23 protein-coding genes are annotated in these 26,433 nt (G+C 46.7%); 8 read left to right on the forward strand and 15 right to left on the reverse strand.

The features are described from left to right. Positions 1 to 89: 89 nt before the first annotated feature. Positions 90 to 2,207, reverse strand: coding sequence for an elongation factor G (gene fusA / locus CWM47_RS10465; protein ID WP_100987925.1), 2,118 nt, complete (start codon positions 2,205 to 2,207; stop codon positions 90 to 92). A gap of 214 nt (positions 2,208 to 2,421) precedes the next feature. Between fusA and CWM47_RS10470 the strand changes: the two genes are divergently transcribed. Further along, on the forward strand, positions 2,422 to 4,203 hold the full coding sequence (locus CWM47_RS10470) for an ABC transporter ATP-binding protein (protein WP_100987926.1): 1,782 nt from the start codon (positions 2,422 to 2,424) through the stop codon (positions 4,201 to 4,203). 183 nt (positions 4,204 to 4,386) lie between these two features. Here the strand turns inward: CWM47_RS10470 and CWM47_RS10475 are convergent, their stop codons facing one another. Together CWM47_RS10475 and CWM47_RS10480 are read right to left on the reverse strand one after the other, a co-directional pair. Further along, the gene (locus CWM47_RS10475; RefSeq protein WP_157815948.1) at positions 4,387 to 5,352 is read right to left on the reverse strand and encodes a hypothetical protein; all 966 of its coding nucleotides are present in this window, start codon (positions 5,350 to 5,352) and stop codon (positions 4,387 to 4,389) included. A 186-nt stretch (positions 5,353 to 5,538) separates the two neighbouring features. Beyond that, positions 5,539 to 6,252 carry a LexA family transcriptional regulator gene (locus CWM47_RS10480; protein WP_100987928.1) on the reverse strand — a complete coding sequence of 238 codons (714 nt, stop codon included), beginning with the start codon at positions 6,250 to 6,252 and terminating at the stop codon, positions 5,539 to 5,541. A gap of 121 nt (positions 6,253 to 6,373) precedes the next feature. On the opposite strand from CWM47_RS10480, the gene CWM47_RS10485 reads away from it, so the two are divergent. Beyond that, positions 6,374 to 7,639: a DNA polymerase Y family protein gene (locus CWM47_RS10485; protein ID WP_100987929.1), complete on the forward strand. Its 1,266-nt coding sequence runs from the start codon at positions 6,374 to 6,376 to the stop codon at positions 7,637 to 7,639. Positions 7,640 to 7,812: 173 nt separating this feature from the next. On the opposite strand, the gene CWM47_RS10490 is transcribed toward CWM47_RS10485, so the two are convergent. Both CWM47_RS10490 and CWM47_RS10495 read right to left on the reverse strand, forming a co-directional pair. Then, positions 7,813 to 8,673 (reverse strand): pirin family protein, encoded by an 861-nt coding sequence (locus tag CWM47_RS10490; RefSeq protein ID WP_100987930.1) that lies wholly within the window; start codon positions 8,671 to 8,673, stop codon positions 7,813 to 7,815. Between the two features lie 75 nt (positions 8,674 to 8,748). Next, entirely contained in the window at positions 8,749 to 9,567 is an 819-nt protein-coding gene (locus CWM47_RS10495) for an Fpg/Nei family DNA glycosylase (RefSeq protein ID WP_100987931.1), read from the reverse strand. A gap of 381 nt (positions 9,568 to 9,948) precedes the next feature. On the opposite strand from CWM47_RS10495, the gene CWM47_RS10500 reads away from it, so the two are divergent. Then, on the forward strand, positions 9,949 to 10,896 hold the full coding sequence (locus CWM47_RS10500; protein ID WP_100987932.1) for a hypothetical protein: 948 nt from the start codon (positions 9,949 to 9,951) through the stop codon (positions 10,894 to 10,896). Between the two features lie 74 nt (positions 10,897 to 10,970). On the opposite strand, the gene CWM47_RS10505 is transcribed toward CWM47_RS10500, so the two are convergent. From CWM47_RS10505 to CWM47_RS10525, 5 genes are all read right to left on the reverse strand, one after another. Further along, positions 10,971 to 11,411: a hypothetical protein gene (locus tag CWM47_RS10505; RefSeq protein WP_100987933.1), complete on the reverse strand. Its 441-nt coding sequence runs from the start codon at positions 11,409 to 11,411 to the stop codon at positions 10,971 to 10,973. Between the two features lie 2 nt (positions 11,412 to 11,413). Beyond that, a complete protein-coding gene (locus tag CWM47_RS10510; RefSeq protein ID WP_100987934.1) occupies positions 11,414 to 12,280 on the reverse strand; it encodes a transglutaminase family protein in 867 nt (288 codons plus the stop codon). Between the two features lie 110 nt (positions 12,281 to 12,390). After that, positions 12,391 to 14,004: an OmpA family protein gene (locus CWM47_RS10515; protein WP_100987935.1), complete on the reverse strand. Its 1,614-nt coding sequence runs from the start codon at positions 14,002 to 14,004 to the stop codon at positions 12,391 to 12,393. Positions 14,005 to 14,076: 72 nt separating this feature from the next. Further along, positions 14,077 to 16,371 carry an ATP-dependent helicase gene (locus CWM47_RS10520; RefSeq protein ID WP_100987936.1) on the reverse strand — a complete coding sequence of 765 codons (2,295 nt, stop codon included), beginning with the start codon at positions 16,369 to 16,371 and terminating at the stop codon, positions 14,077 to 14,079. 103 nt (positions 16,372 to 16,474) lie between these two features. Beyond that, complete coding sequence (locus CWM47_RS10525) at positions 16,475 to 16,915, reverse strand: hypothetical protein (RefSeq protein WP_100987937.1); 441 nt, start codon at positions 16,913 to 16,915, stop codon at positions 16,475 to 16,477. 159 nt (positions 16,916 to 17,074) lie between these two features. Here CWM47_RS10525 and CWM47_RS10530 point away from each other — a divergent pair, with 159 nt between their 5' ends. From CWM47_RS10530 to CWM47_RS10540, 3 genes are all read left to right on the forward strand, one after another. Further along, on the forward strand, positions 17,075 to 17,647 hold the full coding sequence (locus tag CWM47_RS10530) for an RNA polymerase sigma factor (protein ID WP_100987938.1): 573 nt from the start codon (positions 17,075 to 17,077) through the stop codon (positions 17,645 to 17,647). Positions 17,648 to 17,732: 85 nt separating this feature from the next. After that, positions 17,733 to 18,341: a RasGAP domain-containing protein gene (locus CWM47_RS10535; RefSeq protein WP_100987939.1), complete on the forward strand. Its 609-nt coding sequence runs from the start codon at positions 17,733 to 17,735 to the stop codon at positions 18,339 to 18,341. Then, positions 18,325 to 19,380 carry a hypothetical protein gene (locus CWM47_RS10540; RefSeq protein WP_100987940.1) on the forward strand — a complete coding sequence of 352 codons (1,056 nt, stop codon included), beginning with the start codon at positions 18,325 to 18,327 and terminating at the stop codon, positions 19,378 to 19,380. Before CWM47_RS10535 ends, CWM47_RS10540 begins: the two co-directional genes overlap by 17 nt. 117 nt (positions 19,381 to 19,497) lie before the next feature. Here the strand turns inward: CWM47_RS10540 and CWM47_RS10545 are convergent, their stop codons facing one another. Together CWM47_RS10545 and tpiA are read right to left on the reverse strand one after the other, a co-directional pair. After that, positions 19,498 to 20,010 (reverse strand): cupin domain-containing protein, encoded by a 513-nt coding sequence (locus CWM47_RS10545; protein WP_100987941.1) that lies wholly within the window; start codon positions 20,008 to 20,010, stop codon positions 19,498 to 19,500. Between the two features lie 80 nt (positions 20,011 to 20,090). Then, positions 20,091 to 20,855, reverse strand: coding sequence for a triose-phosphate isomerase (gene tpiA, locus CWM47_RS10550; RefSeq protein ID WP_100987942.1), 765 nt, complete (start codon positions 20,853 to 20,855; stop codon positions 20,091 to 20,093). A 236-nt stretch (positions 20,856 to 21,091) separates the two neighbouring features. Between tpiA and CWM47_RS10555 the strand changes: the two genes are divergently transcribed. Continuing rightward, positions 21,092 to 22,372 (forward strand): aspartyl protease family protein, encoded by a 1,281-nt coding sequence (locus CWM47_RS10555; protein WP_100987943.1) that lies wholly within the window; start codon positions 21,092 to 21,094, stop codon positions 22,370 to 22,372. Positions 22,373 to 22,409: 37 nt separating this feature from the next. On the opposite strand, the gene CWM47_RS10560 is transcribed toward CWM47_RS10555, so the two are convergent. Together CWM47_RS10560 and CWM47_RS10565 are read right to left on the reverse strand one after the other, a co-directional pair. Continuing rightward, positions 22,410 to 23,444 (reverse strand): sensor histidine kinase, encoded by a 1,035-nt coding sequence (locus tag CWM47_RS10560; protein WP_100987944.1) that lies wholly within the window; start codon positions 23,442 to 23,444, stop codon positions 22,410 to 22,412. A gap of 103 nt (positions 23,445 to 23,547) precedes the next feature. Next, positions 23,548 to 24,255, reverse strand: coding sequence for a response regulator transcription factor (locus tag CWM47_RS10565; protein ID WP_100987945.1), 708 nt, complete (start codon positions 24,253 to 24,255; stop codon positions 23,548 to 23,550). Between the two features lie 296 nt (positions 24,256 to 24,551). Here CWM47_RS10565 and CWM47_RS10570 point away from each other — a divergent pair, with 296 nt between their 5' ends. Further along, on the forward strand, positions 24,552 to 25,703 hold the full coding sequence (locus CWM47_RS10570; RefSeq protein WP_100987946.1) for an AI-2E family transporter: 1,152 nt from the start codon (positions 24,552 to 24,554) through the stop codon (positions 25,701 to 25,703). 99 nt (positions 25,704 to 25,802) lie between these two features. Here the strand turns inward: CWM47_RS10570 and CWM47_RS10575 are convergent, their stop codons facing one another. Further along, positions 25,803 to 26,432, reverse strand: a complete 630-nt coding sequence (locus CWM47_RS10575; protein ID WP_100987947.1) for an LON peptidase substrate-binding domain-containing protein — start codon at positions 26,430 to 26,432, stop codon at positions 25,803 to 25,805. Between the last annotated feature and the right edge of the window lies 1 nt (position 26,433).

A 26,433-nucleotide genomic window follows, 5' to 3' on the forward strand; every position in this document is an offset into this window, starting at 1 on the left:
GATAGTGCGTCGAAAGAACCATTTACTCCGACTGCACAAAAAATGGGCAGTCGGTCAAATTGACCCACTGCCCAATATTTTAGAGAGGCTTACGCCTTCACTGTACCTTTTTCTTTTGCTACAACAGTCTCGGCAAGGTTGTTTGGAACAACTTCGAAGTGCGCGAAGGTCAAGTTGGCCGTAGCACGACCCGACGACATCGTCCGCAAATCCGTAACGTAACCAAACAATTCTGAAAGAGGAACGTCAGCTTTGATCACCTGCGACCCTGCTTTTGTATCCATACCTTTCATTACACCACGACGACGGTTCAGGTCACCTGTGATTGGACCGGTATATTCTTCGGGTGTCAAGACCTCAACAGCCATGATCGGTTCGAGTAATTTCGGACCAGCCTGACGAGCTGCTTCACGGAAACCGATACGAGCGGCCATTTCGAACGATAGCGCATCGGAGTCAACGTCATGGTATGAACCGTGGAATATCCGAACTTTCATGCTTTCGAGCGGGAAGCCAGCCAGAGGACCGTTTTTCAACGATTCTTTGAAGCCTTTTTCGATGGCAGGGATAAATTCGCGAGGAATTACACCACCAACAATACCGTTTACGAATTCTAAGCCTGATGGAATTACACCAGTTTCGTCTTCGCCACGTGGTCCAAGTTCGAATACGATGTCGGCAAATTTACCGCGACCACCCGTTTGCTTTTTGTAAACCTCACGGTGTTCAACGTTCTTGGTAAGCTTCTCTTTATAAGCAACCTGAGGAGCACCCTGATTTACTTCTACCTTGAATTCACGACGCATACGGTCGATGATGATTTCGAGGTGAAGTTCGCCCATACCACGGATAATGGTTTGGCCGGTTTCTTCGTTCGACTCAACTTTAAGGGTTGGGTCCTCTTCAATCAGTTTACCAATAGCTTTCGAGAAGTTGTCCTGATCAGCCGATTTTTTAGGCTCGATAGCGTACCCGATAACTGGCTCTGGGAATACCATTGATTCCAGAATAATTGGGTGCTTCTCATCCGACAGTGTATCGCCGGTTTTAATATCTTTAAAACCAACTACGGCACCGATGTCGCCAGCTTCCAGACGCTCAATCTGGTTTTGCTTGTTGGCGTGCATCTGGAAAATACGCGAAATACGCTCTTTGTTGCCCGACCGGTTGTTCAGGATATAAGAACCCGACTCCAGCACACCTGAGTAAGAACGAACAAAGCACAAACGGCCTACGTATGGGTCGGTTGCAATTTTGAACGCCAAACCAGCAAATGGCTCGGAGGTGGATGGTTTACGCGAAATTTCTTCGCCTGTGTCTGGGTTCGTACCAATGATGCTTTCTTTGTCCAACGGCGAAGGCAATAAGGCCATCACATAGTCGAGCATCGTTTGTACGCCTTTGTTTTTGAACGACGAACCGCAAAGCATCGGTACGATTTTCATGGCGATGGTTGCTTTACGCAAAGCCGCCAGAATTTCGTCTTCCGAGATCGATGCAGGATCTTCGAAATATTTTTCCATCAGCGAGTCGTCAAATTCAGCAACAGCTTCAAGAAGTTTTTCACGCCATTCAGTTGCTTCATCCAGCATGTCCGCTGGAATGGGAACCTCCTGGAATGTCATTCCCTTATCGTCTTCATTCCACTGGATACCGCGGAAGTTAACCAGGTCAACTACACCTTTGAAGTTTTCTTCTTCGCCGATTGGCAACTGAAGGGGAACGGCGTAGCTACCCAGCATTTCCTTCACCTGCTTGCACACGTTCAGGAAGTCGGCGCCGGAGCGGTCCATTTTATTAACGAAGCCCAAACGAGCTACGTTGTAATTGTTGGCCAGACGCCAGTTGGTTTCTGACTGAGGCTCAACGCCGTCAACAGCACTAAACAGGAATACCAGACCATCAAGAACACGAAGCGAACGGTTAACTTCAACCGTGAAGTCAACGTGGCCGGGCGTATCAATGATGTTGATATGATACTTATTTTCGCGGTAGGTCCAGTCAACAGTTGTAGCGGCTGAGGTAATGGTAATACCCCGCTCTTGCTCCTGTTCCATCCAGTCCATCGTTGCGGCACCATCGTGTACCTCACCAATCTTGTGGCTTACCCCTGCGTAATAGAGAATTCGTTCGGTTGTGGTCGTCTTACCCGCATCAATGTGGGCAGCGATACCGATGTTTCTCGTGAAATTTAAATCGCGAGCCATTAGCTTGTTATACTGAGAGTTATGTAATTCTAGAGTCGAAGGAAGAAACCTCTTGCAATTGGCAGAAGGCTCCTTTGCAAATCAGGACGCAAAATTACTGAAAGTCAACGATAAAAGCAACCGATAAGCAAAGAATATAGAAGAAACTATTCGCCTTTTCTGACCATTTTAACAGGTAAATGCGTTAGGGAAATTAAGATCCTAACCTGGAATCATGCAAAACCCATACATTGCTCTGCTGCGGATCGCCTGGACCTATGCCCGGCACGAAAAGCGGCAGTATATACTTGTTTATTGTCTGTTTATTCTGGCCAATGTCGTATCTGCCCTGCGGCCCTTGCTGTACGGCTGGTTCGTTGGACAGCTCCAGCAACAGGGAACAGACGTTTTCAAACTGGTCTGGCTTTTTGTTGGTGCCTACATGGGTCTTGAGTTGCTGGAATGGGGGTTTCATGGCCCGGCGCGCATTATGGAACGACGGCTGGCGTTCAATCTAAGCCGTAACTTTCTGGATGAGCTATTCCACCAAACACTGCATTTGCCCGTTGGCTGGCATAAAGATCACCATAGCGGAGCCACCATCAACCGGATTCGGAAAGCCTATGACGCCCTGAAAAAGTTTTTTCAGGATGGCTTTATGTACCTTCAGGCCATCTCGAAGTTTGTCTTTTCGTTCGGGGCGATGTTGTATTTTTCCCCTGTTTTTGGTCTGGTTAGTGTTGCTCTTGGAGCCTTGACCATTTGGGTTATTCTACGATTCGATAGGCCGTTTATTAAGGCGCTCGATGAGACAAACGAGGGTGAACACGTCGTTTCGGCTACGCTGTTCGATAGTTTATCCAATATTATTACGGTTATCACGCTTCGGCTGGAAGAGCGCATACGAGCAGGGTTGGCTAGTAAAGTGGCGGCTGTTTTCCCGCCGTTTATGCGTCAGGTGAAAATTAACGAATGGAAGTGGTTTGCCGCTACGATCCTCGTAAGCGTGATTTACATCGTTATGACGATGGGTTATGTGTACCAGCATTATGTGCCCGGACAGGTTTTTTTGATTGGTGGATTAGTGACGTTATTGGGTTATGTTAACCAGTTTACAAGCGTCTTTCACGATGTAGCTTACCAATACACAGAAATCGTACAGTTTAATACCGATGTGCAGACGGCCCGTAGCATTAGTTATGCTTACGCAAAACACGAGCGCCCCGTACACGAAACACTACCCGATAAGTGGCAAACAATAGACATTGCCGGACTTAATTTCTCTCATGGACGATTAACAGGAAGAGACGAAAAAGTAGCCAACATACATGATTTGCAAATTAGTCTGAGCCGGGGCAAACGAATCGCTTTTATTGGGGAGAGTGGTTCCGGCAAAAGCACGCTGTTAACACTCTTAAGGGGTTTATATCTGCCCGAACCCGGTTTGTCTGTTCGGGTAGACGATCATGTTTTTTTCGATTTGAACGCGGTTGCCAACACCGTCACGCTGTTTCCGCAGGAGCCGGAGATTTTTGAGAATACAATTGCCTACAATATTACCCTCGGCCTACCTTTTGACGGTGAGACTATTCATGAGGTTTGCCAGATTGCTCATTTCAATGATGTCGTGAACCAATTGCCTAATGGTCTGGAAACGAATATTCAGGAAAAAGGTGTAAATCTATCGGGTGGGCAACGGCAACGACTAGCGCTGGCGCGGGGGGTGTTGGCAGCCCGTTCCAGCGATATTGTGTTGCTCGACGAACCGACTAGCAGCATCGACCCCAAAACTGAACTGGCTATTTACCGCAAATTATTAAATGAGTTTGCGGACAAGGCAGTTGTCTCCACGTTGCACCGCTTGCACTTACTGCCCCTGTTCGACTACATTTATATCATGCAGGACGGCAAGATCATTGACAAAGGCAGCTTCGCGGAACTACAAGTGCGGAGTGATGTATTTCAGGAGATGTGGGCCCACCAGAAAGATGTGATGGAAAAGCCAGTGCCGGTGTAACAAAAAAAAGAAGCGGATGAAACAGTCTGTTTTTGTCAATCCTCCGCGAAAGGCACGGGAAACAGGCTGTTCTGTTCTATTTAATTAATGCTTGCGTTTATGGTAAATGAATAGGCCAGTATACAGGTTAACTGACTGGTTTATACTATCAAAAATTGCATTTGGCGCAGACTCGCCGGTCGTTTAATTAGGACGTTTACTTTCATTAAATCGTTTAGTTAGCTCTACAATTTCATCTTGTGTTGCATACCCTGAATTTACTAAAAACTTAAAGGCCGATTCATCAGAATCTAGCTGTAAATTAATCATTTCGGCAATTGCTTTCTTTTTGTCTTTGGCCTTATTATAGTACGCTTTGCAAATTTGATTACCCATGAAATACCCGATGTCTCTTACTTTCTTGCCGTTAAATTCCTTATCAGCATAAAACCATTGTTTATTATCGGTTAGCGGAGAAAACAATTCCTGTTTGAATCTCTCCCAGATCAACTTTTCATGTTTATAGCCAAATTCATTATAATGGTTGGGATAAAAATTTTCTAATGGTCTGCCATATACCTTTTCTGCCATAAAATCAGCATTACCTTCCCAGATTGCATTGGCCAGAATTTGTGTTAACTGCAGGGGTTGTTTAGAAAAAATTTTATCAATATTCTTAAAAATCCATTGTTGGGTATGTGTATATTCGTGTAGCACGATAGGTAATGCCCACTCCCTGTTTTCACTGGCCATAACTTCGGCCCCGATAAGTAAATCTTTTCCGTTAGACTTTCCAACTATTATTTCTCTTCCAATTACGAAAACGATATTCCCGTCTACGAATTCAGGATAAAGTGTTTTGTATAGTTTAATCTTTTTTTCAATTATCTTCTTCTGACTGTCAATTGTGGAAGTGATCCACTGTCGCTTTCGAATATATAAGTCTTTATTTTTAGCAATATGCCGTAAAAGTGTTTTTGCACTTAGTTTTTCATTGTTCCGGTCAATGTCTAATTCAATAAATTTTTTTAACCCGGTACTTGCTTTGTCAAAATAATACGTTTGTAAATAGCTTTGTTGCTTAAGGGTATCTGTAGTTGTTTGTATACTGTCGAATGCAACATAAAAATTCGTAAGATCTACAGTATAAATGTTTACTTGTGCACTCATACGGTGAGTGACCAAGAGCATGAGGATAACTGAGATAAGCCGCATTGATAAGTTTTATGTAGAAGGCAAGCTTGTTACCGAAGGTCGCAGATTTGATAGCAGGTGCCAGAGTAAGAGCGCGTCTCTGAGACTTTACGCTCCTGCCCGGTTGGCCCGTATGTTGTCCGTTGGAATAGGCTGCCTGCTTTACTCTACCGGAGCTTCAACAATAGCTACAATTTTCCAAAGCCCCCGTATATCCTGCAAAGGAACGGTTACGTTGCCGCCATTGGGATTATCAGAGTGAAGTGTCAGGTATTTACGGGTTAAGAGCTCGTTGTCCCGAATGCGCTTCACAACGAAATAATCCCGATACATAACGGCATAGACCCCGCCCGACTGGTATTCCCAGTTGTTTTCGCTAACGGGTATGGCCAGCACTTTGGCACCATGAGCCAGTTGCGGGCTCATGCTACTCCCCGAAATTTCCAGGACAACGGCGTTTTTGTGCCCCTTCATAATGGGCTTCCGCACGCGGAAAGACTCCACATCAGTAGCACTAATACCATCACTGAAACTTTCAACGAACGTAGCATAGAATTTTACCGGCACAAAAGGCACCTCAATGGTATCCTCGTCGGAGGTCATCATGCGGGCGTTGGCCTGGGGCGAGTTCAATATCGGCGTAATACCCCGAATCAGGTAGTCAGCACTGATTTGAGGGTAGCAGGCCAATAAACTCATGATGGTATCGTATGAAGGCTTGGCCCGGCCGTTCAGGATGTTGTAAAATTTAGATGGGTTTTCGCCTAGCTCCTTGGCAATCTGATAAATAGTAATGCCTAAGGCATCGAAAACCTGCTTCAGTCGTTCTTGGACAGTCACGGGGGATGAATTTATTTTTAGACAATTTTCAACCATTGTCGTATGGATAGTTGGTAAATATAATACAAGTAAAATATATTGCGCTTGTATTACAGCAAACATAGTCAAAATATAGACGAGTTGCTGTCTTAAAAGATACTTTGTTATCCTAAAATTAATGAACCACAATCGACTTTCTACTGATACACGCTCAACGATTCTGTTTGTCGATATGAACAGCTTCTTTGCGTCCTGCGAACAGCAGGATAACTATTGGCTGCGGGGGCGGCCTGTGGGGGTTTGTGTTTATACGGGTCGAAAGGGGTGCGTTATAGCCCCTTCGGTAGAAGCCAAGTTGCGGGGTATAAAAACGGGTATGCGTCTGGATGAAGCGATGGTCCTCTGCCCGGAGCTGGTACCTATTGAAACTCATCCCGCTCGGTATAGAGAGTATCACGTCAAAATAATTGAGGTATTACGGACATTTTCGGACGATGTTGTGCCCAAGGGTATTGACGAAGCCGTTGTGGATTTGACTAATTATCAGTTGGTCTACAAAGACATGCAGCAAACGGCGACAGCCATTAAGCAGGCTATTCGCCAGAAAGTGGGCGATTGGCTGCGTTGCTCGATTGGGATTGCGCCAAATGTGTTTCTGGCTAAACTGGCATCGAACATAAAAAAACCGGACGGTCTGGCCATTATTACACCCGATACAATAGATAGTGTGTTACAAACCATGACGCTTACCGACTTGCCCGGTATTGGACATCGCATGGCGGCCCGACTACAGGCGGGTGGCATACATACACCGCTCCAGTTGCGGTATGCTTCCCCCGACCATCTGAAGGCAGTTTGCAAAAGTATTATTGGCTGGCACTGGCACCTGCGTCTGAACTTTGGGGGTGAAGTCGACCTGGAAACGAATGCCAGCAACAAAAGCATGTCGGCGATGCGCACGATCTCCTCAGACCAGCGCAGTACTCCCGAACGGCTGGAGGAGTTGTTGCAATCACTTTGCCTGACCCTCGAACGGCGAATGGTGCAGCAGGGCGTATTTTGTCAGGATATGTCGTTTTCCTGCCGATACCAAAATGGCAAGACCTACAACTATGAAGCCAGTTTTTCGGAGCCAAAGCAGGATGGTCCTGAACTGTATCGAATTATAAAAGAGCGTTTGGATAAATTTCAGGTAGCACACAAATGCGAGCCTGTCCTGAATGAACAGTTACGAAGCATGTGTGTCGCCGTTTTTCGGTTCATTCCAACGGAAGTTGTCCCGTTAAGCCTGTTTGGGAGCGATGATCGGAAGGGAAAGTTCCGGCAAACGCTGTATGATCTGAAAGCAAAATTTGGCGCAGACAAGCTCATTCGCGCCACCGAATTGCGCGATAATCCAGCGTATCGGGATGTTATCGGCTTCGGCAATATTAAAGATTTGTGAGAAGTTGTGGTAAGTAAATGGACAATATAAAATTGATAATGAATAACGCGAACAGCCCCAAATGATGAAAATCTGATTTGCAGACAACATTCTATCGTTCATTTTTCATTCTACATTGTCCATTTATTTAGACTGTAAGATTGAATAAACCCTACGTTCTACCACAGAAGCGATTAACTCAGCGAACCCATTCGGCCGGCCTGAAAATCGCTGAAGGCTTCCATGATTTCCTCCCTTGTGTTCATCACAAAAGGGCCATATACGGCTAATGGCTCCCGAATAGGCTCGCCGGATAAGATAAGAAACTTCGCTCCCGATGCAGTCGAAAGGGTAACAGTATCGCCATCAACATTCGTGAGGGCAAGCTGACCACGCTCAATGGGTTCTCCATTAATCGTTGCCTGACCACTTAGGACGTATACCATCAGGGAATGATCGGCAGGAACAGTAATCGTTTCTGACTGGCCGCCCGTCAATGTCAAATCGGCGACGGTTATCGGGCTGAAGGTGTTTGCCGGGCCATGTAGTCCAGCCAGGTCACCCGCTATAACGCGCAATTGACCGCCACCGGGTAGTGTACCCGTGGGGATTTTGGCAGACGCAATATCCTGATAGCGTGGTGGGCTCATTTTGTCTTTTGCCCGCAGGTTAACCCACAACTGGACAAAGTCGAGTTGACCACCTTGCCGGGAAAATTCCTGTTCGTGTTTTTCTTCGTGAATAATACCCGATGCGGCCGTCATCCACTGCACATCGCCGGAAAAAAGTTTACCATGGTTCCCGGCCGAATCGCGGTGCTCCAGGGCACCTTCGTAAACAATTGTTACGGTCTCGAAGCCTCTATGCGGATGCTGATCGACTCCTTTCGGCTTGTTGGTTGGCTGCACCTGCATAGGGCCATGATGGTCCAGTAATAAGAACGGATTGAATGGCCGGGCACCCTGCGGATGGAAAGCGTTCAACCCAATAAAGCCATCGCCTACGCTATTGGGTGTAGCGGTGCGTATATCGGAAATAGTACGTTGCGTTGTCATAATACGTGTAGATACATGTATTATGACAACGGACTAATTCGCGTACTAGTTCAATCCGTTGTATAACAAAATGAACTAGTGGGTATTTTGCTCTTTCGGGCATAAGAACGTTGTGCGACCACCCACAACGGAGCGTTCGATGCGGGTGTGGCAGCGAGGGCAAAACTTATGGGCTTCCACATCGTCGTAAGGAGAATCGTCCCACTCACGAACATGAATCAGAAAGCTATTCGGGAAATCGCGATAAGTAGCTTCATAGCGAATGGCCGTTTCCAGTACGAGCCGGATAGCACTGTGGAGTTCGCTCAGTTGATTGTCGGTGAGCGTATCGGCACGTTGTTCGGGGTGGATAAATGCTTGGAACAGCACTTCGTCGACAATCCAGTTTCCCAATCCGGCTACAACACTCTGATCAAGCAAAACGGGTTTAATGAACGCCTTTTTCCGTCGTACCCGCTCTGTCAGGGTGGCGAGTGAAATAGCAAGCCCATCGTCACCAATCTTTTTCCGCTGTAAAAACGCATCTATATTATCAATTAAACCAACCCGTTCAAACTTACGGGGGCATAGAAAGCCCAAGTTGAAGCCATTGGTAAACTCAAAAACAATTCGGGCAAAGCGGGGCCGGTCAAGCGATGCGTGGTAATATTCCAGGTCGCCGGTCATGCCAAAATGCATATGAACGATTACATCGGGCGCATCGGTCAGCACAAATAAGTTTTTGCCTACCCGCTGTGTGCCCGTAAACTGCTTCCCGATCAATAAGTTTTGTAAAGTTGCATAATCGGTGGTGAGAAGCTTTTTATCTTCAACCTCAATATGGCTTATTGGCTGATTGAGTGAGGATGTTTCTAGATATTGGCGTCTTATTTCAACTTCTGGCAGCTCTGGCATTGCTAATGAGTTTAGCTAACAACAGTTGGTCTATCCGGGTTGTTTTTCACCATTAGTTTGCTCGTTCAAGTAGGGTAGTTGGTTCTTTTAGAAAAAAGTATTTATTTTGCGGTACATTTAGCTAATAGTCAGCTAGCATTATTAGCATAATTACCAGCTACATTAAAAACATTTTAAGATAGCTACACGTTGAAGAGTGCAATAGGTTAGGGCATCGAACGTTCAGCTACTAGCCTATTCGCATCTCAAGCTGCCTTTGCCGAGTCGGATTTCATTTTCTTATTCACTAAAAAACCTCAGATGTAACAACCTCTACACAACCGCGAAAGCGGCTTTTTTTACAAGTCTGTGCATGTTCAATTGTTAAACTGAAAATTTTCAATGGAAAATAATTCGCAAAAGTCCAAAACAAACGGCGCTCTACTGGCCGCCCTCATTATTATGACAGGCCTGGCCGGCGTATCGAGTTATCTGTACTTCGATCAGAAAAAAGTCTCTGAGAATCAAGAAGTAACAATCTCTGAACGTGTTGAGGAACTCTCAACGACCCGCGTTAAGTTAGATTCGATCTCGACAGCACTGGACGCAAAGATTGCTGAAGTCCAGAAACTGGGTGGTGATGTTTCGGAATTAGAAAAAATGAAAGTGCAACTGGAGCAGGACAAGGCTTCATTACGGAAAGGCAACCGTATTTCAATTGCAAAATACGACGCAAAAATCAAGCAGTACGAAGCGTTTTTGGTTGAGAAAGATACACTCATAGCCAATCTGCAACGTGAAAACGTAACCCTGGCCAGCAACGTTAAGGTGCTGGACGAAGAAAATACGGGCTTGAAAGTAAAAGGCCAACAGTTTCGCGATTCGGTAACGACCGTTGTATCGCAAGTGCAGTCTCAAAATCAGGAATTAAGTACTAAGGTTACACGGGCTGCAGCTTTGAAAGCGCAAAACGTAAAAATATTTGCCGTTAATGCGAAAGGGAAAGTGAAAGATGACGATTCCTATAAAGCAAAACGCTTAGACAAAATCAAGTTGGTTTATACCCTGTTGGATAATCCACTGACGAAAGAAGAACCTAAAGACGTGTTTGTACGGGTACTTGACCCATCAGGAGCTGTTGTTTCAGATATGGCTAATGGTTCAGGCACGTTCACTGTAGATGGCAACGAAACCATTTACACCACAAAACAAACGGTGAATTATACAAGCAACGGTCAAAACGTTGAACTGCTTTATACACGTGGTCTTCCTTACAAACCCGGTAAATACACGGTAGAGCTTTATTCGGAAGGCTTCCGGATCGGTTCTGGTGAATTTGCGGTTCGCTAAGAACCTTGTAGCATATAAAACAAAAGCGCGGTACCTAACGGTATCGCGCTTTTGTTTTATATCCTGATGTAATTTTACTGCTTTATACCAGCAAAATATAAGAAATTCTCTGGCTCATTCTGAACATTGATCCGTAGTAGTTTACCCTGCTTTTCCATACCATTATCGGTAAAAATCCGGTCTGTCTGCATGCTGCCAATACTCGAATTGCCAACGCGCAGTTGAACGCCACCAGACTCACGAGTTAAGCTGACATTCTCAATAGAACGGCTTGTTTTCGTAGGGGATAATCGGGTATAAACGAGTGTAACTGTACTATCCGATTGTGCTTTCACCTCAGCATAAGGCATTTGACCGGCGGAAATAGCAACACAGGAAGGATCGAGATAAAAATTAGTTCGGTATGTACCAACTACTTCACTCGCTATTGAGGTCGAATTTGGTTGAATATCGCTCTCATGCTGGCATGCCGTTAGTATTCCTACTAACGAGCAGAAAAGCAGTCGTTGTTTCATGGTTAATTTGTTGTTTGATTCGTAGACCCGGCTGAGTTTGTAAGGGTTGGAGCCTCATCAGCTTTTTTTTCACTTTCATTTTGGCTGTTCTGAGCATCGTCAACCCAAACTTTCATCTCGTTGAGCGTCATCGAGCCAAATTGGGTTGTGAAAGCAACATCGGCGGCATCGCGTCCATAAGCGACCGTGATGCGGTTGCCAAGCGGCTTTGCCTGCGTGGCATCAAACGTAAACCAGCGGCCATCTACATAGGCTTCAAACCAGGCATGAAGATCCATTGGGTCAAGCTTATATAAGTAACCGACTACCATCCGGGCCGGGATATTTAGTGCCCGACAAAGAGATATTCCCAGGTGTGTAAAATCCCGGCAAACGCCAATTCGGCTGGCGGCTGTATCAACGGCCGATGTACTGGCATCGCTGGTACCATACTGATAAGTTACATTCTCCTGAATCCATTTGCGGATAGCTTCTGCCTGGTCGTAACCTGGTTCTGTATTCTCCGTAATTTGAGCCGCTAATTGGCCCAGCTGATCAGACTGGCAGTATCGGCTCGGAAGCGTATAGTGTAGTACGTCGTCGGGTAATTCTTCAACAGGCGTATAAGGCGCACCGGGAGCGGTATCGATTAGGTCAGCCGTTTGAACCGTAGCCGAGAAATGAATGGAAAAAGGACCTTCCAGGGCCACAACCCGTTGACAAAGATTACCGTACATGTCGGTAAACTCGGTAACGTTAACAGGGGGTGTAATTTGGTATTCTTCCCGAATGATCCACTGCCCGGCACCCGACCGGGGACGTAGCATTAAAATGAGCGGAGTTGGCGTTTCGGCGAAAAAAGAAAGTTCACAGCCAGCATTGAGTTGCATCTCTAGATATAAATAAGGGAAAATTGGGAGTTCGTTTAACTAGTAGATTAACAAGGGTTGACGCTGATAGTTAGTAAATAGTGATCTTTTTTAGCTCACAGATCAAAGACTTATTTTTTCACAATTACGAATTCTACCCGCCGGTTTTGCTGGCGCCCTTCGTCGGTATCGTTTGTGGCAACAGGTTTCGATTCACCAAAACCTTTACTGGCAACGCGGTCAGGCTCAATACCTTTGCTGATAAAATACTCGCGAACGGAATCTGCCCGGTCCTGCGAAAGTTTGGCATTTATCTCGTTCGAACCGGTATTGTCTGTATGCCCGCGAACTTCAATAACCATCTTGGGTGCTTCATTCAGAGTCGTAACCAATCGGTCGAGTTCGGGACCTGACTCTGGTCGAAGTTCAGATTTTCCGGTATCGAAGAAGATGTTGTTCAGGCGTACAATACCACCAACTTCAATAGGTGTCATTTTTAACTGTTTCCCCGTAATCTGCTGAAATCCTTTTGGTTGAGTCAAATCAATATTATCGCCTTCGGCAATGAAATCTTTGGCAACCGCCCGCATTGTGTATTTCTGGCCATAAGGCAACACAATTTTGTATTCGCCCGTGATGGGGTCAGAGGTTGCTTCGCCTGCTTCGGCACCATCGGGCAGGGTTTGATAAATGATTCGGGCTTCTACGGGCTTACCGGTTGTTTGATTAATGACCTTACCGCTAATTAGCGCTACTGGGTCGGGACGGGTGATATCGGGATTTGTCGCGACATCATTGCCACCACCCAATTTTCCGGGCTGGTTGGTAGGTTGGTCGTCGGCGAGTTTAACGCGGACAATATCACCTTTGCCGAGTGTATTTTTAAACGTTGTCAGATAAGCGTAATCGCCCGATGCGCCCAGCGTATAATAGGCGTCGTACCCATCGGTATTTACTTTTGGGCCGAGGTTAACCGGTTTCGACCAGTGTTTCCAGGTCTTATCGACACGTTTACAAACGTAAATATCATTACTGCCTTGTCCACCTTCCCGATCACTTGAAAAGTAGAGTGTAGCGCCGTCAGGAGCCAAAAAGGGGGTTGTTTCAGTGAATTTCGAATTTACTTCTGGACCAAGGTTCATTGGTTTGCTCCAAGCCCCATCTTTCAATCGAAAACTGACATAGATGTCATCCTCTTTGCTGTTCTTCTTCTCACTGAAAGCCATTAACAACACTTTCCCGTCGGCCGACATAAAGCCGCAGTCAAACTGACCTTTGCTCATCCCGACGTAATTAGGAATGTCCATTTTCTGCGGGGGCGACCAACCACTTGCTGTTTTCTTGCTCAGCGAAAAGCCCCGTGTTTCGTAGGTGCCGTTGTTATACTGGCCTTTGATGAGCATAGAATTGCCATCGGGCGTGATGCTGTAGGCGCAGTTATACTCGTCTTTATTGAGTGGAAAGCCCATACGCCGGGCGGGCCCCCATTTGCCACTGGCGGCATCGAGTTCGGAGTACCATATATCCTGACTCCCCTTGGTGCCGTGCGTGTTGTTGGGGTGGCTGATTCGGGCGAAATACAAGGTCTTTCCATCCGGTGCAATCATCGGATTTATCTCATTGTATTCTGAATTGACCTGATTACCCAGATTTTCAACATTGGTTGAATCTGACTTCGGCTGGCCACTCGCAAACAAGGAGGCAAGCGACAGAAAACAGGCGGCAAAAGTGCCAAAAACGTTCATGGATGTTACGAAGGACAGTGGGATGCTTTCAGCAAGAACGTTGAGGATGGATGGTTTTGTATGATGTAATGTCTACACCACTACGCGCAGTTTCGCAAAGCTTAGCAATAAGACTTTCTCTCCCGCTTTCTCGAAGGCAATCGTGGCCTTACGCTCTGTACCATTAACCTCTACAGCTTTAACCATGCCAAACCCGAATTTAGAATGCTCAACCCGCTGACCCGCCGTAAGTTCTGCCGTGCTGGTGGGCGCGAAATCGGCCGAGGGCGTGTGCGAAACAATGGGTTGCGGTGCCTGCGAACGAGCTGTTTTCTGCGCCAGTGACCGCACAAAACTCATAGATCCCGACGAGGTTGTTTCACTGCGATCCCGCTCCGGACGGTCGAAATCCAGTCGGCTGGGAGCCGACCGCTGTTTAGACATCTTCAGGTACTGCTGATCCATCTCCATCAGGAACCGGCTTGGTTCGCACATTTTAAGCCGACCATAATGATAGCGTGTCTCGGCATACGACATCGTCAGGCGTTTTTCGGCGCGGGTAACGGCTACGTAGAACAGACGCCGTTCCTCTTCCAGATCATTCCGGCTTTCGAGCATCATCTGACTCGGAAACAAATCTTCCTCCAAACCAACGATGTGTACGTTCTTGAACTCCAGTCCCTTCGCTGCGTGAATGGTCATCAGCGTTACTCTGTCGTTGTCGCCATCGTCCTCTTTTTCGTCGGCGGTGGTGAGTAGCGAAACAGATTGAAGAAACGTGCTCAGGCTTTTCTCTTCGTTGTCGGGGTTATCGACGAACTCCTTAATGGCGTTCAGCAATTCCTGAACGTTTTCGTAACGAGCCAGCCCCTCAACGGTTTTATCATCATACAATTCTTTAAGTAAGCCCGATGCTTTGGCAATGTGCGAGGCTACTTCAAACGCATCTTTCTGATCGAGCAGAAGCTTGAAGCTTTTGATCAAATCGGCAAATCCTTCAATCGCAATCGCCGACCGACCCGCCACGTGCTTCGTAATTTCGGATACAATTTCCCAGACGGAATCCTGCTTTTCGGCCGCAATGACGCTCAGTTTAGCGATGGTTGTGTCGCCAATGCCGCGTTTGGGAAGATTGATGATCCGCTTGAACGCTTCTTCATCCTGCTGATTGACCGTGAAGCGCAGATAACCAATCAAGTCCTTGATTTCCTTGCGCTGATAGAATGACAGGCCGCCAATAATGCGGTACTTGATGCTCACTTTTCGCAGGGCTTCTTCAAACGCCCGCGATTGGGCATTGGTCCGGTACAGGATCGCGAAGTCGTTGTTAACCAGCGAGCCGTTCATCTTCGCTTCAAAAATAGCTGACGCAATCAACCGTCCCTCCTCATTATCGGAAGATGCTTTGATTACGTCAATGAGTGTTCCGTCTTCATTGTCAGTGAAAACGTGTTTCTCCAACTGGTTCTTGTTGCGCGAGATAATGGAGTTGGCCGCCTGAACAATCGTTTTTGTGGAGCGATAATTCTGCTCCAGCTTTACGATCTTGACGTTCTCTTTACCATAGTCGCGCTGGAAGTTGAGGATGTTCTCGATGTTGGCCCCCCGGAATGCGTAGATACTCTGCGCATCGTCGCCCACGATACAGATGTTCTGATGAACAGCCGCCAGTTTGCGCGTGATGAGGTATTGGGAAACGTTTGTATCCTGAAACTCATCGACCATCACGTGCTGAAACTTGTGCTGGTATTTGTTCAGTATATCTAAATGATCGCGAAACAACACGTTGGTGTTGAACAGCAAATCATCGAAATCCATCGCGTTGGCCGCAAAGCAACGCAGCGCATATTGCCTGTATATCCGTCCGATATGGGGCATACGGGCCGCTTCATCGTCGGCCTGAATGACGGCGTTATTGATATAGTCTTCTGGTCCGATAAGCCGGTTCTTGGCGCCGGAAATACGCCCGAAAACGCTATTGACCCGATACACCTTATCATCGAGGCCCATCTCTTTAATAATACTACGCAGCAGCGACTTGGAGTCGTCGGTGTCATAAATCGAGAAATTGCTGGTGTAGCCGATAGCTTTGGCTTCGATACGCAGAATTTTGGCAAACACCGAGTGAAAGGTACCCATCCAGATGTTGCGGGCTTCGGTCCCAACAACTTTTTCGATACGACTCCGCATCTCACCAGCCGCTTTGTTGGTAAACGTCAGCGACAGAATGCGGAACGGGTCAACACCGGTTTCAATCAAATGGGCAATACGATAAGTAAGGACACGGGTCTTGCCCGAACCAGCCCCGGCTATAATCATCAACGGGCCGTTTCCGTGCATGACGGCCTCCCGCTGGGGGTCATTTAATCCAGAAATATAATCAACCATTCCGCTCGTTTCTCTTCCTTCTATAACAAGTAAAAGTACGAAAAAATTTGGTTGAGCCCGACAGACGTGCGGATTGGCGTGATGGAGTAAGGAACGCTAAAGACTACAGCATTTCGCCCATATCAACACTCATCACCTCCGAAAAAGACGAAGCGGTGGCCGCACCGCCGTCGCCTTTCCGGTAACGGAACCACTCATGGGATTTGTAGTTATAAACAAAGCCTTCAAGAATGCCGTAATCATCATCGTCAATCAGGTGAATCACTTTGCGGATGTCATGGTTAACACTTCGGTTGGTACAAACTTCAATAATAACACGGGTCTGTTCATCTTCTGGATCAAAAAGAATCACATCAGGAACGGGAAACCCCGGCCCTTCGTCTAATGGCGTTTCGGGTAGTGGAATGAGTTTAATTGTTTTTTGGTGGTAATACAGCACGCCTAATTCAACAGTCAGCTTGCTAATCACAAGCTGATGGCCAAACGGCGAATTGGTGCCATCGTCATGCACCATAAACGGCGAATTGTAGTTTTGTTTGTACATACTCAACGCATTGATTTATATCGCTAAGTTACAGAAAAACAGCGTTTAAGCGGAGAGCTGGCAGAAACGCTTATTTTTTCTGAATTATTGTGCAACGTTCTCAATTTTCCTGCCTCTTTCTAGCGTTAACAAACTAAATCACCCGAGACGCTTAACCTGTTGGAACCGAACCGAACCGTCGGGCCGTCATATCCGGACCGTCATGCTGAACTGGTCAAACGCTGCCAACAGGGTGAGCGACGAGCGCAGTATGAGCTATATCAGCAGTATGTGAAGGCGATGTATAACGTCTGTCTTCGGATTTTGAACCACGAGGCCGAAGCCGAAGATGTGTTGCAGGAAGCATTCATGGATGCATTCAGTCATATCAATTCGTTTCGGGGTCAAAGCACATTTGGGGCGTGGTTAAAACAGATTGTGGTGCATCGGGCCATCAACCATCTGCGTAGTAGGCGGTTAGAGTTAGTCGATATTGAATCGCACCGGCTGGGCGAAGATGATGGGCTGGATTACGCCGATACAGAGCCGTACGACGAAGACAATACATTGCTGGAAGTGGAACGGGTTCGAAAGGCGATGCAGCAACTGCCCGAAGGATACCGTGTGGTCCTATCGCTGTATTTATTTGAGGGTTACGATCACGAAGAAATAGGTAACGTTCTCAAAATTAGCGAAACTACATCCCGAACGCAGTATTTACGGGGTAAAAAACGATTGCTGGAATTATTGTAAATTGGCTGTTTTGAACAGCCAGAAAAGGAAGAGTACAACTAACAAATACGAACGACGGATCAACAACAGATTCGACACCATAAAAATGAAAAAAGATAATCTTGAACGCTTCGTTCGCGACAACCGCGAAGCCTTTGATGACAAGGAGCCACCCAACAATTTGTGGCAAAAAATAGAACTGGGGCTTGATAAGGAGCAACCTGAAAAGGAATTCCCGTTCCGCCAGATCCATAAAGATCCATCGCTGAATGGTGGGGCTCGTTTAGGCAGCAGGCAGATAGGCTGGCCTTTGCTCGATTGGCGAGTGGCGGCTTCCATTGCGGTACTGTTGCTGGCTGGTGCTTTTCTGTATATGAACCAGAAATATGGTGTTACGCATCAGCCCGATGTGGTGGCTGCCAGCCCCATGTATGCAAAGGAAGTGGTTCAATACACCCGCTTGATTGACGACAAAAGGGCCGAACTGAAACAGATGACGGAAGATAATCCGGCGCTGTATCAGGAGTTTGCCACCGACCTTGACCGGCTCGAAAAGTCATACACATCCTTAAAAGCTGATTTGCCCCAAAACCCGAATCAGGAAATGCTTATTCAGGCCATGATCCAGAATTTGCAACTCCAGATTAACCTGCTTAATGAACAGTTGCGCGTTATTCAGCGCATTAAACAACAAACCCATGAAAATCCTGTGTAGTATTTTGCTGTGTCTGTTACCACTGCTCACCTGGGCCGAGGATCCAATAGTCACGGGCGCCACTGAACGGAAGAAGACCATTATCAAATTGTTCGATGTGAGCAGTAGCGATAATTTAGTGATCGATAACCAATTCGGCCAGGTGTCGGTTGGGCAATGGGATAAAAGTGAAATTCGTGTTCAGATCACGATCATTGCCAATTCAGATTCTGACGAACGGGTCCAGAAGTTTTTGGATGCCGTCTCAATTGACGAAAAGCGGGTAGGTAGTCAAATTACGGTGCGCACCAACTTTAGCCAGAATAGTGTATCGAACTGGAGCCTGGGCAAATGGAAGGAAGGCGGTGAGCGTAATTTCGTCAAGATCAATTACGAGGTAATGATGCCTAAACAAAATGCGCTAACTGTGCGAAACAAGTTTGGGAATACAAGTATTCCGGCGTTTCAGGCCCCATTGACCGTCTATAGCCGCTACGGAAACTTCAGTGCCGATGATCTGACCAGCCACCAGAACGATATTGATGTGGCGTATGGTAAAGCCGATATTGGTAACTTCGGCCAGGGGAAAATTGATATGGCGTATGGCGACCTTGAGCTTTCTCGGGCTAATGTACTGGTGCTGACCAATAAGTTTGGTAAGATGAACATCGGTAACGTAGGCAAGCTCGATGCCGACATCAATTACTCAGGCGCTAAAATTGGCACCTTACGGGAGTCCGGTAAAATCAAGATCGAATTTTCAAGTGGTTTCCGTATTGATCAGTTACTTAAGTCGGCCGATAACTTGAATATTCAGGCAGCGTACTCATCGGTAGGGCTTCCTATAGATAGTGAAAATGACTGTGATTTCGATGTGACTGTGAGTTATGGGAATTTCAATTACGGATCGGGTTCGTCCATGCACTTTACTACGCAGCCCAACGATAATGATAGCCATCGCGGCCCACGCCTAACCAAGCAATACATTGGTAAAGTTGGTAGCGGCTCGGGCACCAAAGTACATGTGGTAGCGAAATTTGGGAATGTGAGCTTTAGGTAATCTAAACCGGGATTTTAACAAGATTTAAAGGATTAGATAAGATTATCCAATAGAGCTCTTCGAGCTGTTTAGACAGGAGAAGGACACTTTATCTATTGGATAATCTTATCTAATCCTTTAAATCTTGTTAAAATCCCGGTTTAGATTACCTATTACAGCCTTATGCTGAGGAAACTCGGCCAGTAAGCTTGTCCGACTAGCCATCTCGAAGTCGGCGAAGTCGAAACCAGGGGCAACTGTGCAGCCAACCAGAGAGAAATCAACGCCCTCCGCGGGCTTTGACCCAAACCAGCAACCCGCTGGCACAACGGCCTGAAAGACTTCGCCTTTCACGGGATCATTTCCTAACCGAATAACTGTCAGTTCGCCAGCCGGAGAAATGACGAAAATCTCCAGCGGTCCGCCCGCATAAAAATGCCAAACTTCGTCGGAGGCAATCCGGTGGAGCGCCGAAATGTGATGGCTTTCCAGCAGAAAATAAATAGCGGTACTGTACGGACGCGCTCCACTAAACCGCTCCGGCAAAGCCGATTGCGGAATCTGTTCGGCAGATCGGTACGTTTCGGCAAAATAGCCGCCCTCGGGGTGAGGCTGCATATTGAACGTCTGGACGTATTGGGCGGCTGTCATAGTGGCGAGAGAGTGAAAGAGCGAAAGGTGAAAGAGTAAAAAAGATGGCGATGCATAATCGCTCTTTCGCTCTTTAAAAATTATTGCGCTGCTTTTACAACCGTCAGGAAGTCGCGTGATTTTAGGGAAGCTCCACCAATAAGACCGCCATCCACATCGGGACGGGCAAAGAGCTCTTCGGCGTTCTGTGCATTGGCACTGCCACCGTATAGAATGGATATTTCCTGAGCTACAGAATCTCCGTATTGACTGGCAATGTGCTGACGCAGTTCAAAGTGCATATCCTGCGCCTGTGCCGATGAGGCCGTTAAACCGGTACCGATAGCCCAGATGGGTTCGTAGGCGATAACAATATTGGCAAACGACTCAGCAGAGAGGTGAAACAGGCTTTCGGTGATCTGGTCTTTCACAAAGCCAATGAAATCGCCGTTCTCGCGCAGATCGCGGGATTCGCCACAACAAAAGATAGGCTTCAGGCCATTTTCAAGCGCGATGTTCACTTTCTCGGCCAACTGGGCGTTGGTTTCTTCGAAATACTGCCGCCGTTCGCTATGGCCCAGAATCACGTACTCAACCCCGATGGACTGGAGCATCGGTGCCGAAATTTCGCCGGTATAAGCGCCCGACGCTTTCTCGTGGCAGTTCTGAGCACCCAGCGCAACCTTACCTCCGGCCGTTACGTATTGGCGTGCAGTTGCCAGATAAAGAGACGGGGGGCAAAGTACCACCTCAACATCACCCGTAACTTCATCCTTAACCATATTGATTACTTCCGAAAGAAGGGCCTTCGCTTCTTCGGCAGTCTTATTCATTTTCCAGTTGCCGGCAACAATTTTCTTGCGCATAATCAATTAATAATGAGGTCGAAACAAATTTTATAATCAGTAGAAACAGATGTTTCTATGTCAAATTTGGGCGAAATTAGAACATTTCAGCCGAACAGACGGTGAAGCGCGGTACTAATATTTGGTAATGCACTCACATGATGTATAAACCATTCATAAACGGCAAAAACCAATCACTAATTTCTTGTGTTATTCGGATAAAAAAATGCGTAATTTTAATGTAAGATAATCTCTATATGAAAACGCTGGCATTGATAATCGGGCTGTTAGCCGTCTGCGTAGCTGCGCGGGGAGACGATGACCAGCTCACACCTAAAAAAGACCGTACGCCCGATAAAGAACGGTACGGATTCTTCATTGCCGATAACCACGCCTGGACGCGCATACCCTTCCAGCTGCACTCGAACCTGATTATCGTTCCGGTAACCATCAATGGATCTGACACGCTCCGATTCATACTGGATACAGGTGTTAGCAACACTATTATTACCAACCCGAGTGCTTTTCGAAAAAAGCCGCTTACGCTAACGCGTAAAGTCAAAATCAGCGGAGCAGGCGAGGGCGGAAGCCTGACAGCCTCCATTGCCATTGATAATACCCTCACGATGGGTGGCTTGCGGGCGGCACACCATAACCTGGTTATTCTGGATGAAGACATTCTTAAACTGTCAGAGTATGTAGGCACGCCTGTTCACGGCATATTTGGTTACGAAATCTTTGCCAACTTCGTCGTAAATGTTGATTTCCAGCGTCGTGAAATAACGCTGATGAAGCCCGAGAAATATAGCTACAAGAAACGTAAAGGCGACCGTTACCCAATTACTATTCAGGATACAAAAGCGTATACTGATGCCCTGTCAGTCTATGATGGTGAAAAGATTCTGCCTTTGCGTGTCGTTCTGGATACCGGCGCTGGCCATGCGCTGTTACTCGACCGCTCGCGGAGTACGGCCTCTATGCCAATGCCCGTAAAAAGCATTCGGGCACAACTGGGCCGCGGACTAAATGGCGTAATAAACGGTGTAATGGGCCGAATCCAGAAGGTTCGGTTTGGTCGCTACGAATTAGATAATATCCTGGCCTCATTTCCTGATAGCCTGGGGTTTGGAATGAAATTAGTGGATATGCCCGAACGGCAGGGGAATGTAGGCTGTGAGCTGTTACGCCGGTTTAACGTAACGTTTAACTACCCGGATCGGTATATCGTTATGAAGCCGATCAAGCGGCTCATGAAGGAAGGCTTCGAGCATGATATGAGCGGCATGGAACTCCGCGCCAAGGGCGAGCGATTTCGCAATTATTATGTGGACAAAGTTCTTCCCGGCTCCCCTGCCGATATGGCTGGCCTAAAAGAAAATGATGAAGTGATGTTCGTTAATAATAGTTCTGCCAGCGATCTGACAGTCAGCGACATCTATAAGATACTTCAAAAAGGAGAAGGCAAAGAAGTATCCATCCTAGTTCGGCGAAACGGACAGATTATTATTACAAGCTTTGTTTTGAAGCGCCTTATCTGACTAGTAATGTGGGCGGTCGATCGCTCACGTTACGCCACTAGTCCATTCGTTCCATTTTGAACCGGAAGCTTGTTCCTTTATCGACTTTGCTCATGACCGAAATTTTGGACTTATGAGCATTCAGAATGTGCTTCACAATGGCCAGCCCCAGCCCTGTGCCGCCCCGGTCTTTCGAGCGACTTTTTTCGACACGGTAGAAACGCTCAAAAATTCGGCTTAAATGTTCGGGAGGAATACCGGGACCATTGTCGCGGATAGATACGACGATATGTTTCTTGTCGTCATCCAGATTAACCTGTACGTGACCGTTTTCATTGCCATACTTGACCGCATTTTCAATTAAATTGGTCATCACCTGCGTAATACGCTGTGAATCGGCTTTTACCCAGACAGGGCCGGGATGTTCGATTTTTAATTGAAGTGTCGTGCGTTTCGCGTGAGCTATTTTTTCTAATTGCTCGAATATTTCCTGTGTAATGTGCGCTAAATCGACTCGCTCGAAGTTCATGCGCACTTCTCCCGTTTCTAATTGAGATAGCGCAACGAGATCTTTTACCAGTGCATCGAGCCCATCAAGACTTTTAGCGGCTTTGGATAGAAATTTATCCCGCACGCGCTCATCGTCAACAGCACCGTCGATAAGGGTATGGATGAAGCCCTGGGCGGCAAAAATGGGCGTTTTCAACTCATGGGACACATCGGCCAGAAACTCCCGCCGAAACAGTTCCAATCGCTTCAATTCATCAATTTCCTTTTGTTTCTTGGCGACATACACAAAAATCTCGTCGTTGAGTTTCTTAAACGGATTCGTGTTTTTGATGATCGACTTGCGGGATATATTGAAGTCGCGAATTTTCAGTTTGTGGATGGTTTTATACATCTTGTTCACCTCGCGAAACACAAGGAGCTCGATGGCGTAGAAAACCAGAAAGAAGGAAATAATAAACGACGAAATACCTACCACAAAGAGCATGGTGCTGGTTACGCCTTCAACAGATGCCAGAAAGGCCAGCGTCAGCGCCGAAATCAGGCAGGCCAGTAAAAGCGCAATCAGGCGGGGGCTTAGGGACATAGGGCAAAGATAGAAAGGTTAAAGAGCGAAAGCATGAAAGAGCGAAAGAGTGAAAACTGGACTAAACCAATTTCACTCTTTCGCTCTTTCATGCTTTCGCTCTTTATTCTGGTTGATCCGTAAACATATACCCGACACCCTTAAGCGTACGAATGTGGGTGTCGCCGATCTTTTCGCGGAGTTTACGAATATGAACGTCTACAGTGCGTTCAAGTACGTAGATGTCGGCACCCCATATTTTTTGAAGCAACTCTTCCCGGCTACATACTTTGTTGGGATGCTGAGCCAGAAAAAACAGCAGTTCAAACTCCTTTTTAGGCAGAATTACCTGTTTATCATTCTGACTGACCGAATAGTTCTTCCGGTTGATAAGCAGGTCGGCAATGGCAATCTGTTCGCCTGGATCGGACTTCTGCGCTTCCCGCCGGAACAGCGCGTTGATGCGGCTCATCAGGGCGCGGGGCTTAATGGGCTTAGTGATATAATCGTCTGCCCCTACATCAAAAGCGGCTACTTCAGAATATTCTTCCGAGCGGGCTGTTAAAAAAAGGATATACGTCTGGCGCAATTCCGGAATATTACGTAGTTGCCGACCAGCTTCGATACCATCCATTACGGGCATCATGATGTCGAGTAGAACTAATTCGGGCAAGTACGTCTTTGCTATTTCGACGGCTTTACGGCCATCTGTAGCCGTACGGACATCATAACCTTCTTTATTGAGGTTGTATTCGAGCATTTCTACAATGTCGGCGTCATCGTCAACGACTAAAACGCGATGCAGAGGTTGAGCAGCTTTGGCAGCACTCATACGGAGCTTGGTTGATAAGAATGGTTTACCTTCCTGGTAAGTTACCGAATTATCGGCAGCCCGAAGTTACGTGGCTTATCCTCAACGTTACGAATAGAGAACGCATACTTAACAAAAACTTAACAGCCGGGCATACGCGTTTCTAGTTGCTCAGGTCTGAAAACTAGTTCGTTAATTACGGGTTAAGAATACGCTTCTTCCTGAACAAAGCCAACTTTTACGGGTTCGTTACATGATAATAAGTATAAACACGACCGAAATCACGTCTAAAATACGCAGTTGATTTTACTTACTCTATGAATATTCGCTCGCGGGAAATTGAACTCCCCTCTTACGCTAAGCTGGTCTGCGTATTACTTTCATTAGTTGTTATTATCTATGGCTTGCATGCCCTTCAGGGGTTGCTCATTCCGCTGGTCTTTGCCATTTTGTTTTCTGTCCTGCTGTTTCCGCTGGCCAAACGGCTCGAAAACTGGCGCGTGCCCAGGGTATTAGCGATTATTTTATGCCTGCTGTTGACATTGGGCGTTTTAACGGCACTTTTCTGGGGGATATCGATTCAGATCAGTAATTTTTCCGAAGTTATTCCAAAGTTTGTTGAGAAGGCAACGGCCTACGTAAATAGCATACGAACCTTTGCAGATGAAAAACTGAATATTGACCGGCAGCGGCAAACATCTGAAATAACCAAGTACCTGAATCAGGCTTTAGCCGAAGGGGGAACCATCCTGACCACAACGTTGCTGGCCACGACCAGTATTATCACGAACCTGTTTCTGATACTGCTGTTTGCCTTCTTTTTTCTGCTTTATCGTGACTTTTTTCGGTCATTCTTCTACAAAGTATTCGAAGATACCCGTCGGTCGAAGATTGACGATGTTATGGAAGGTATCTATCAGGTTGTAAAGGACTATCTGGCCGGGTTGGTACTGGTTATCCTTATAATTGGCACCCTTATGACCGTAGGATTACTTATTCTGGGCGTCGACTATGCTATATTCTTTGGTTTTTTTGGGGCATGCCTGGTATTGATTCCTTATTTCGGGATCTCGATGGGGTCGTTGCTACCCGCAGCCTATACTCTTGTTACGCAGGACAACCCCATTAAAGCACTGGGTGTCATTGGCATTTTCCTGTTTGTACAAACGCTGGAAGGCAACTTCATTACCCCGTATATCGTCGGTTCCAAAGTTAGTATCAATCCGTTGGCGGCCATTGTGGTCCTGATTCTCTGGGAAAACATTTGGGGTTTACCCGGTCTGGTACTGGCTTTACCCATGACCGCCATTCTGAAAGTTATTTTCGATTCAGTCGAGTCACTCAAGCCATACGGCTTCCTTATCGGCGAAGCGGAAAAACCGCGCCCACCCATAAAAAACCTTCAGGAACTGGCCGATCAACTGCCAAAACGCGCGAAGAAAGTAGGGCATGTGGAGGAGAAAAATTAGTTTTTAGTGAATTGGATAAATGGTGGAGTAAGTTGAGTGGGTGAAGCAAGTGACTACTCACTCCACTTACTTCACCATTTACCCAATTCACTCACTCCACTAAAAATTCAGCGGGTCCAGATTCTTGAAGTGACCGTTCAGGCTAATGCGCTTTTTGGTACGTTCCATATCCGACACCACGGGCAACACATTATTGAGGTGTTGAATCAGGAAAAGCTGGCGTTCGGCTTCGGTTTCGAGGGTCAGCAGTTCGTATTCCTGTTCAATAGACAGGCCAACTTTGTGCGCCACCCGATACGAAAGGTTTTCGGTTGTAGATGCATAGTCGGTTTCCATCTGCAATAGAAAGTATATCTGCTCCAGCCGTTCTATTAGTGCCTGAGAATGCGCGCTAAAACTATCGGTAGATGGAATCAGCTCCACTTCTCCACCAGCATAGAGCTTGCCGGGGAGCGGATTCTCGAAATTCACCAATCGAAAAACACCCAATCCTTTAGACTTAATATCCATGCGGCCGTCGGGGTAGCGCTTGTGCAGCGTTGTCACATGCATTTCGGTACCGTAGCCGGGTAGTTTATTATTGATAAAGGCTGGAATACCAAATGTTCGTTCTTCTTCCAGGCACTCGTTGATAAGCTGGCGGTATCGGGGTTCAAAAACATGCAGATTCAAATCCTCGCCGGGATAAACAATCAGGTTGAGCGGGAACAGAGCAAGCGTTTTTTCCATA

Source organism: Spirosoma pollinicola (assembly GCF_002831565.1).
GTDB lineage: Bacteria > Bacteroidota > Bacteroidia > Cytophagales > Spirosomataceae > Spirosoma > Spirosoma pollinicola.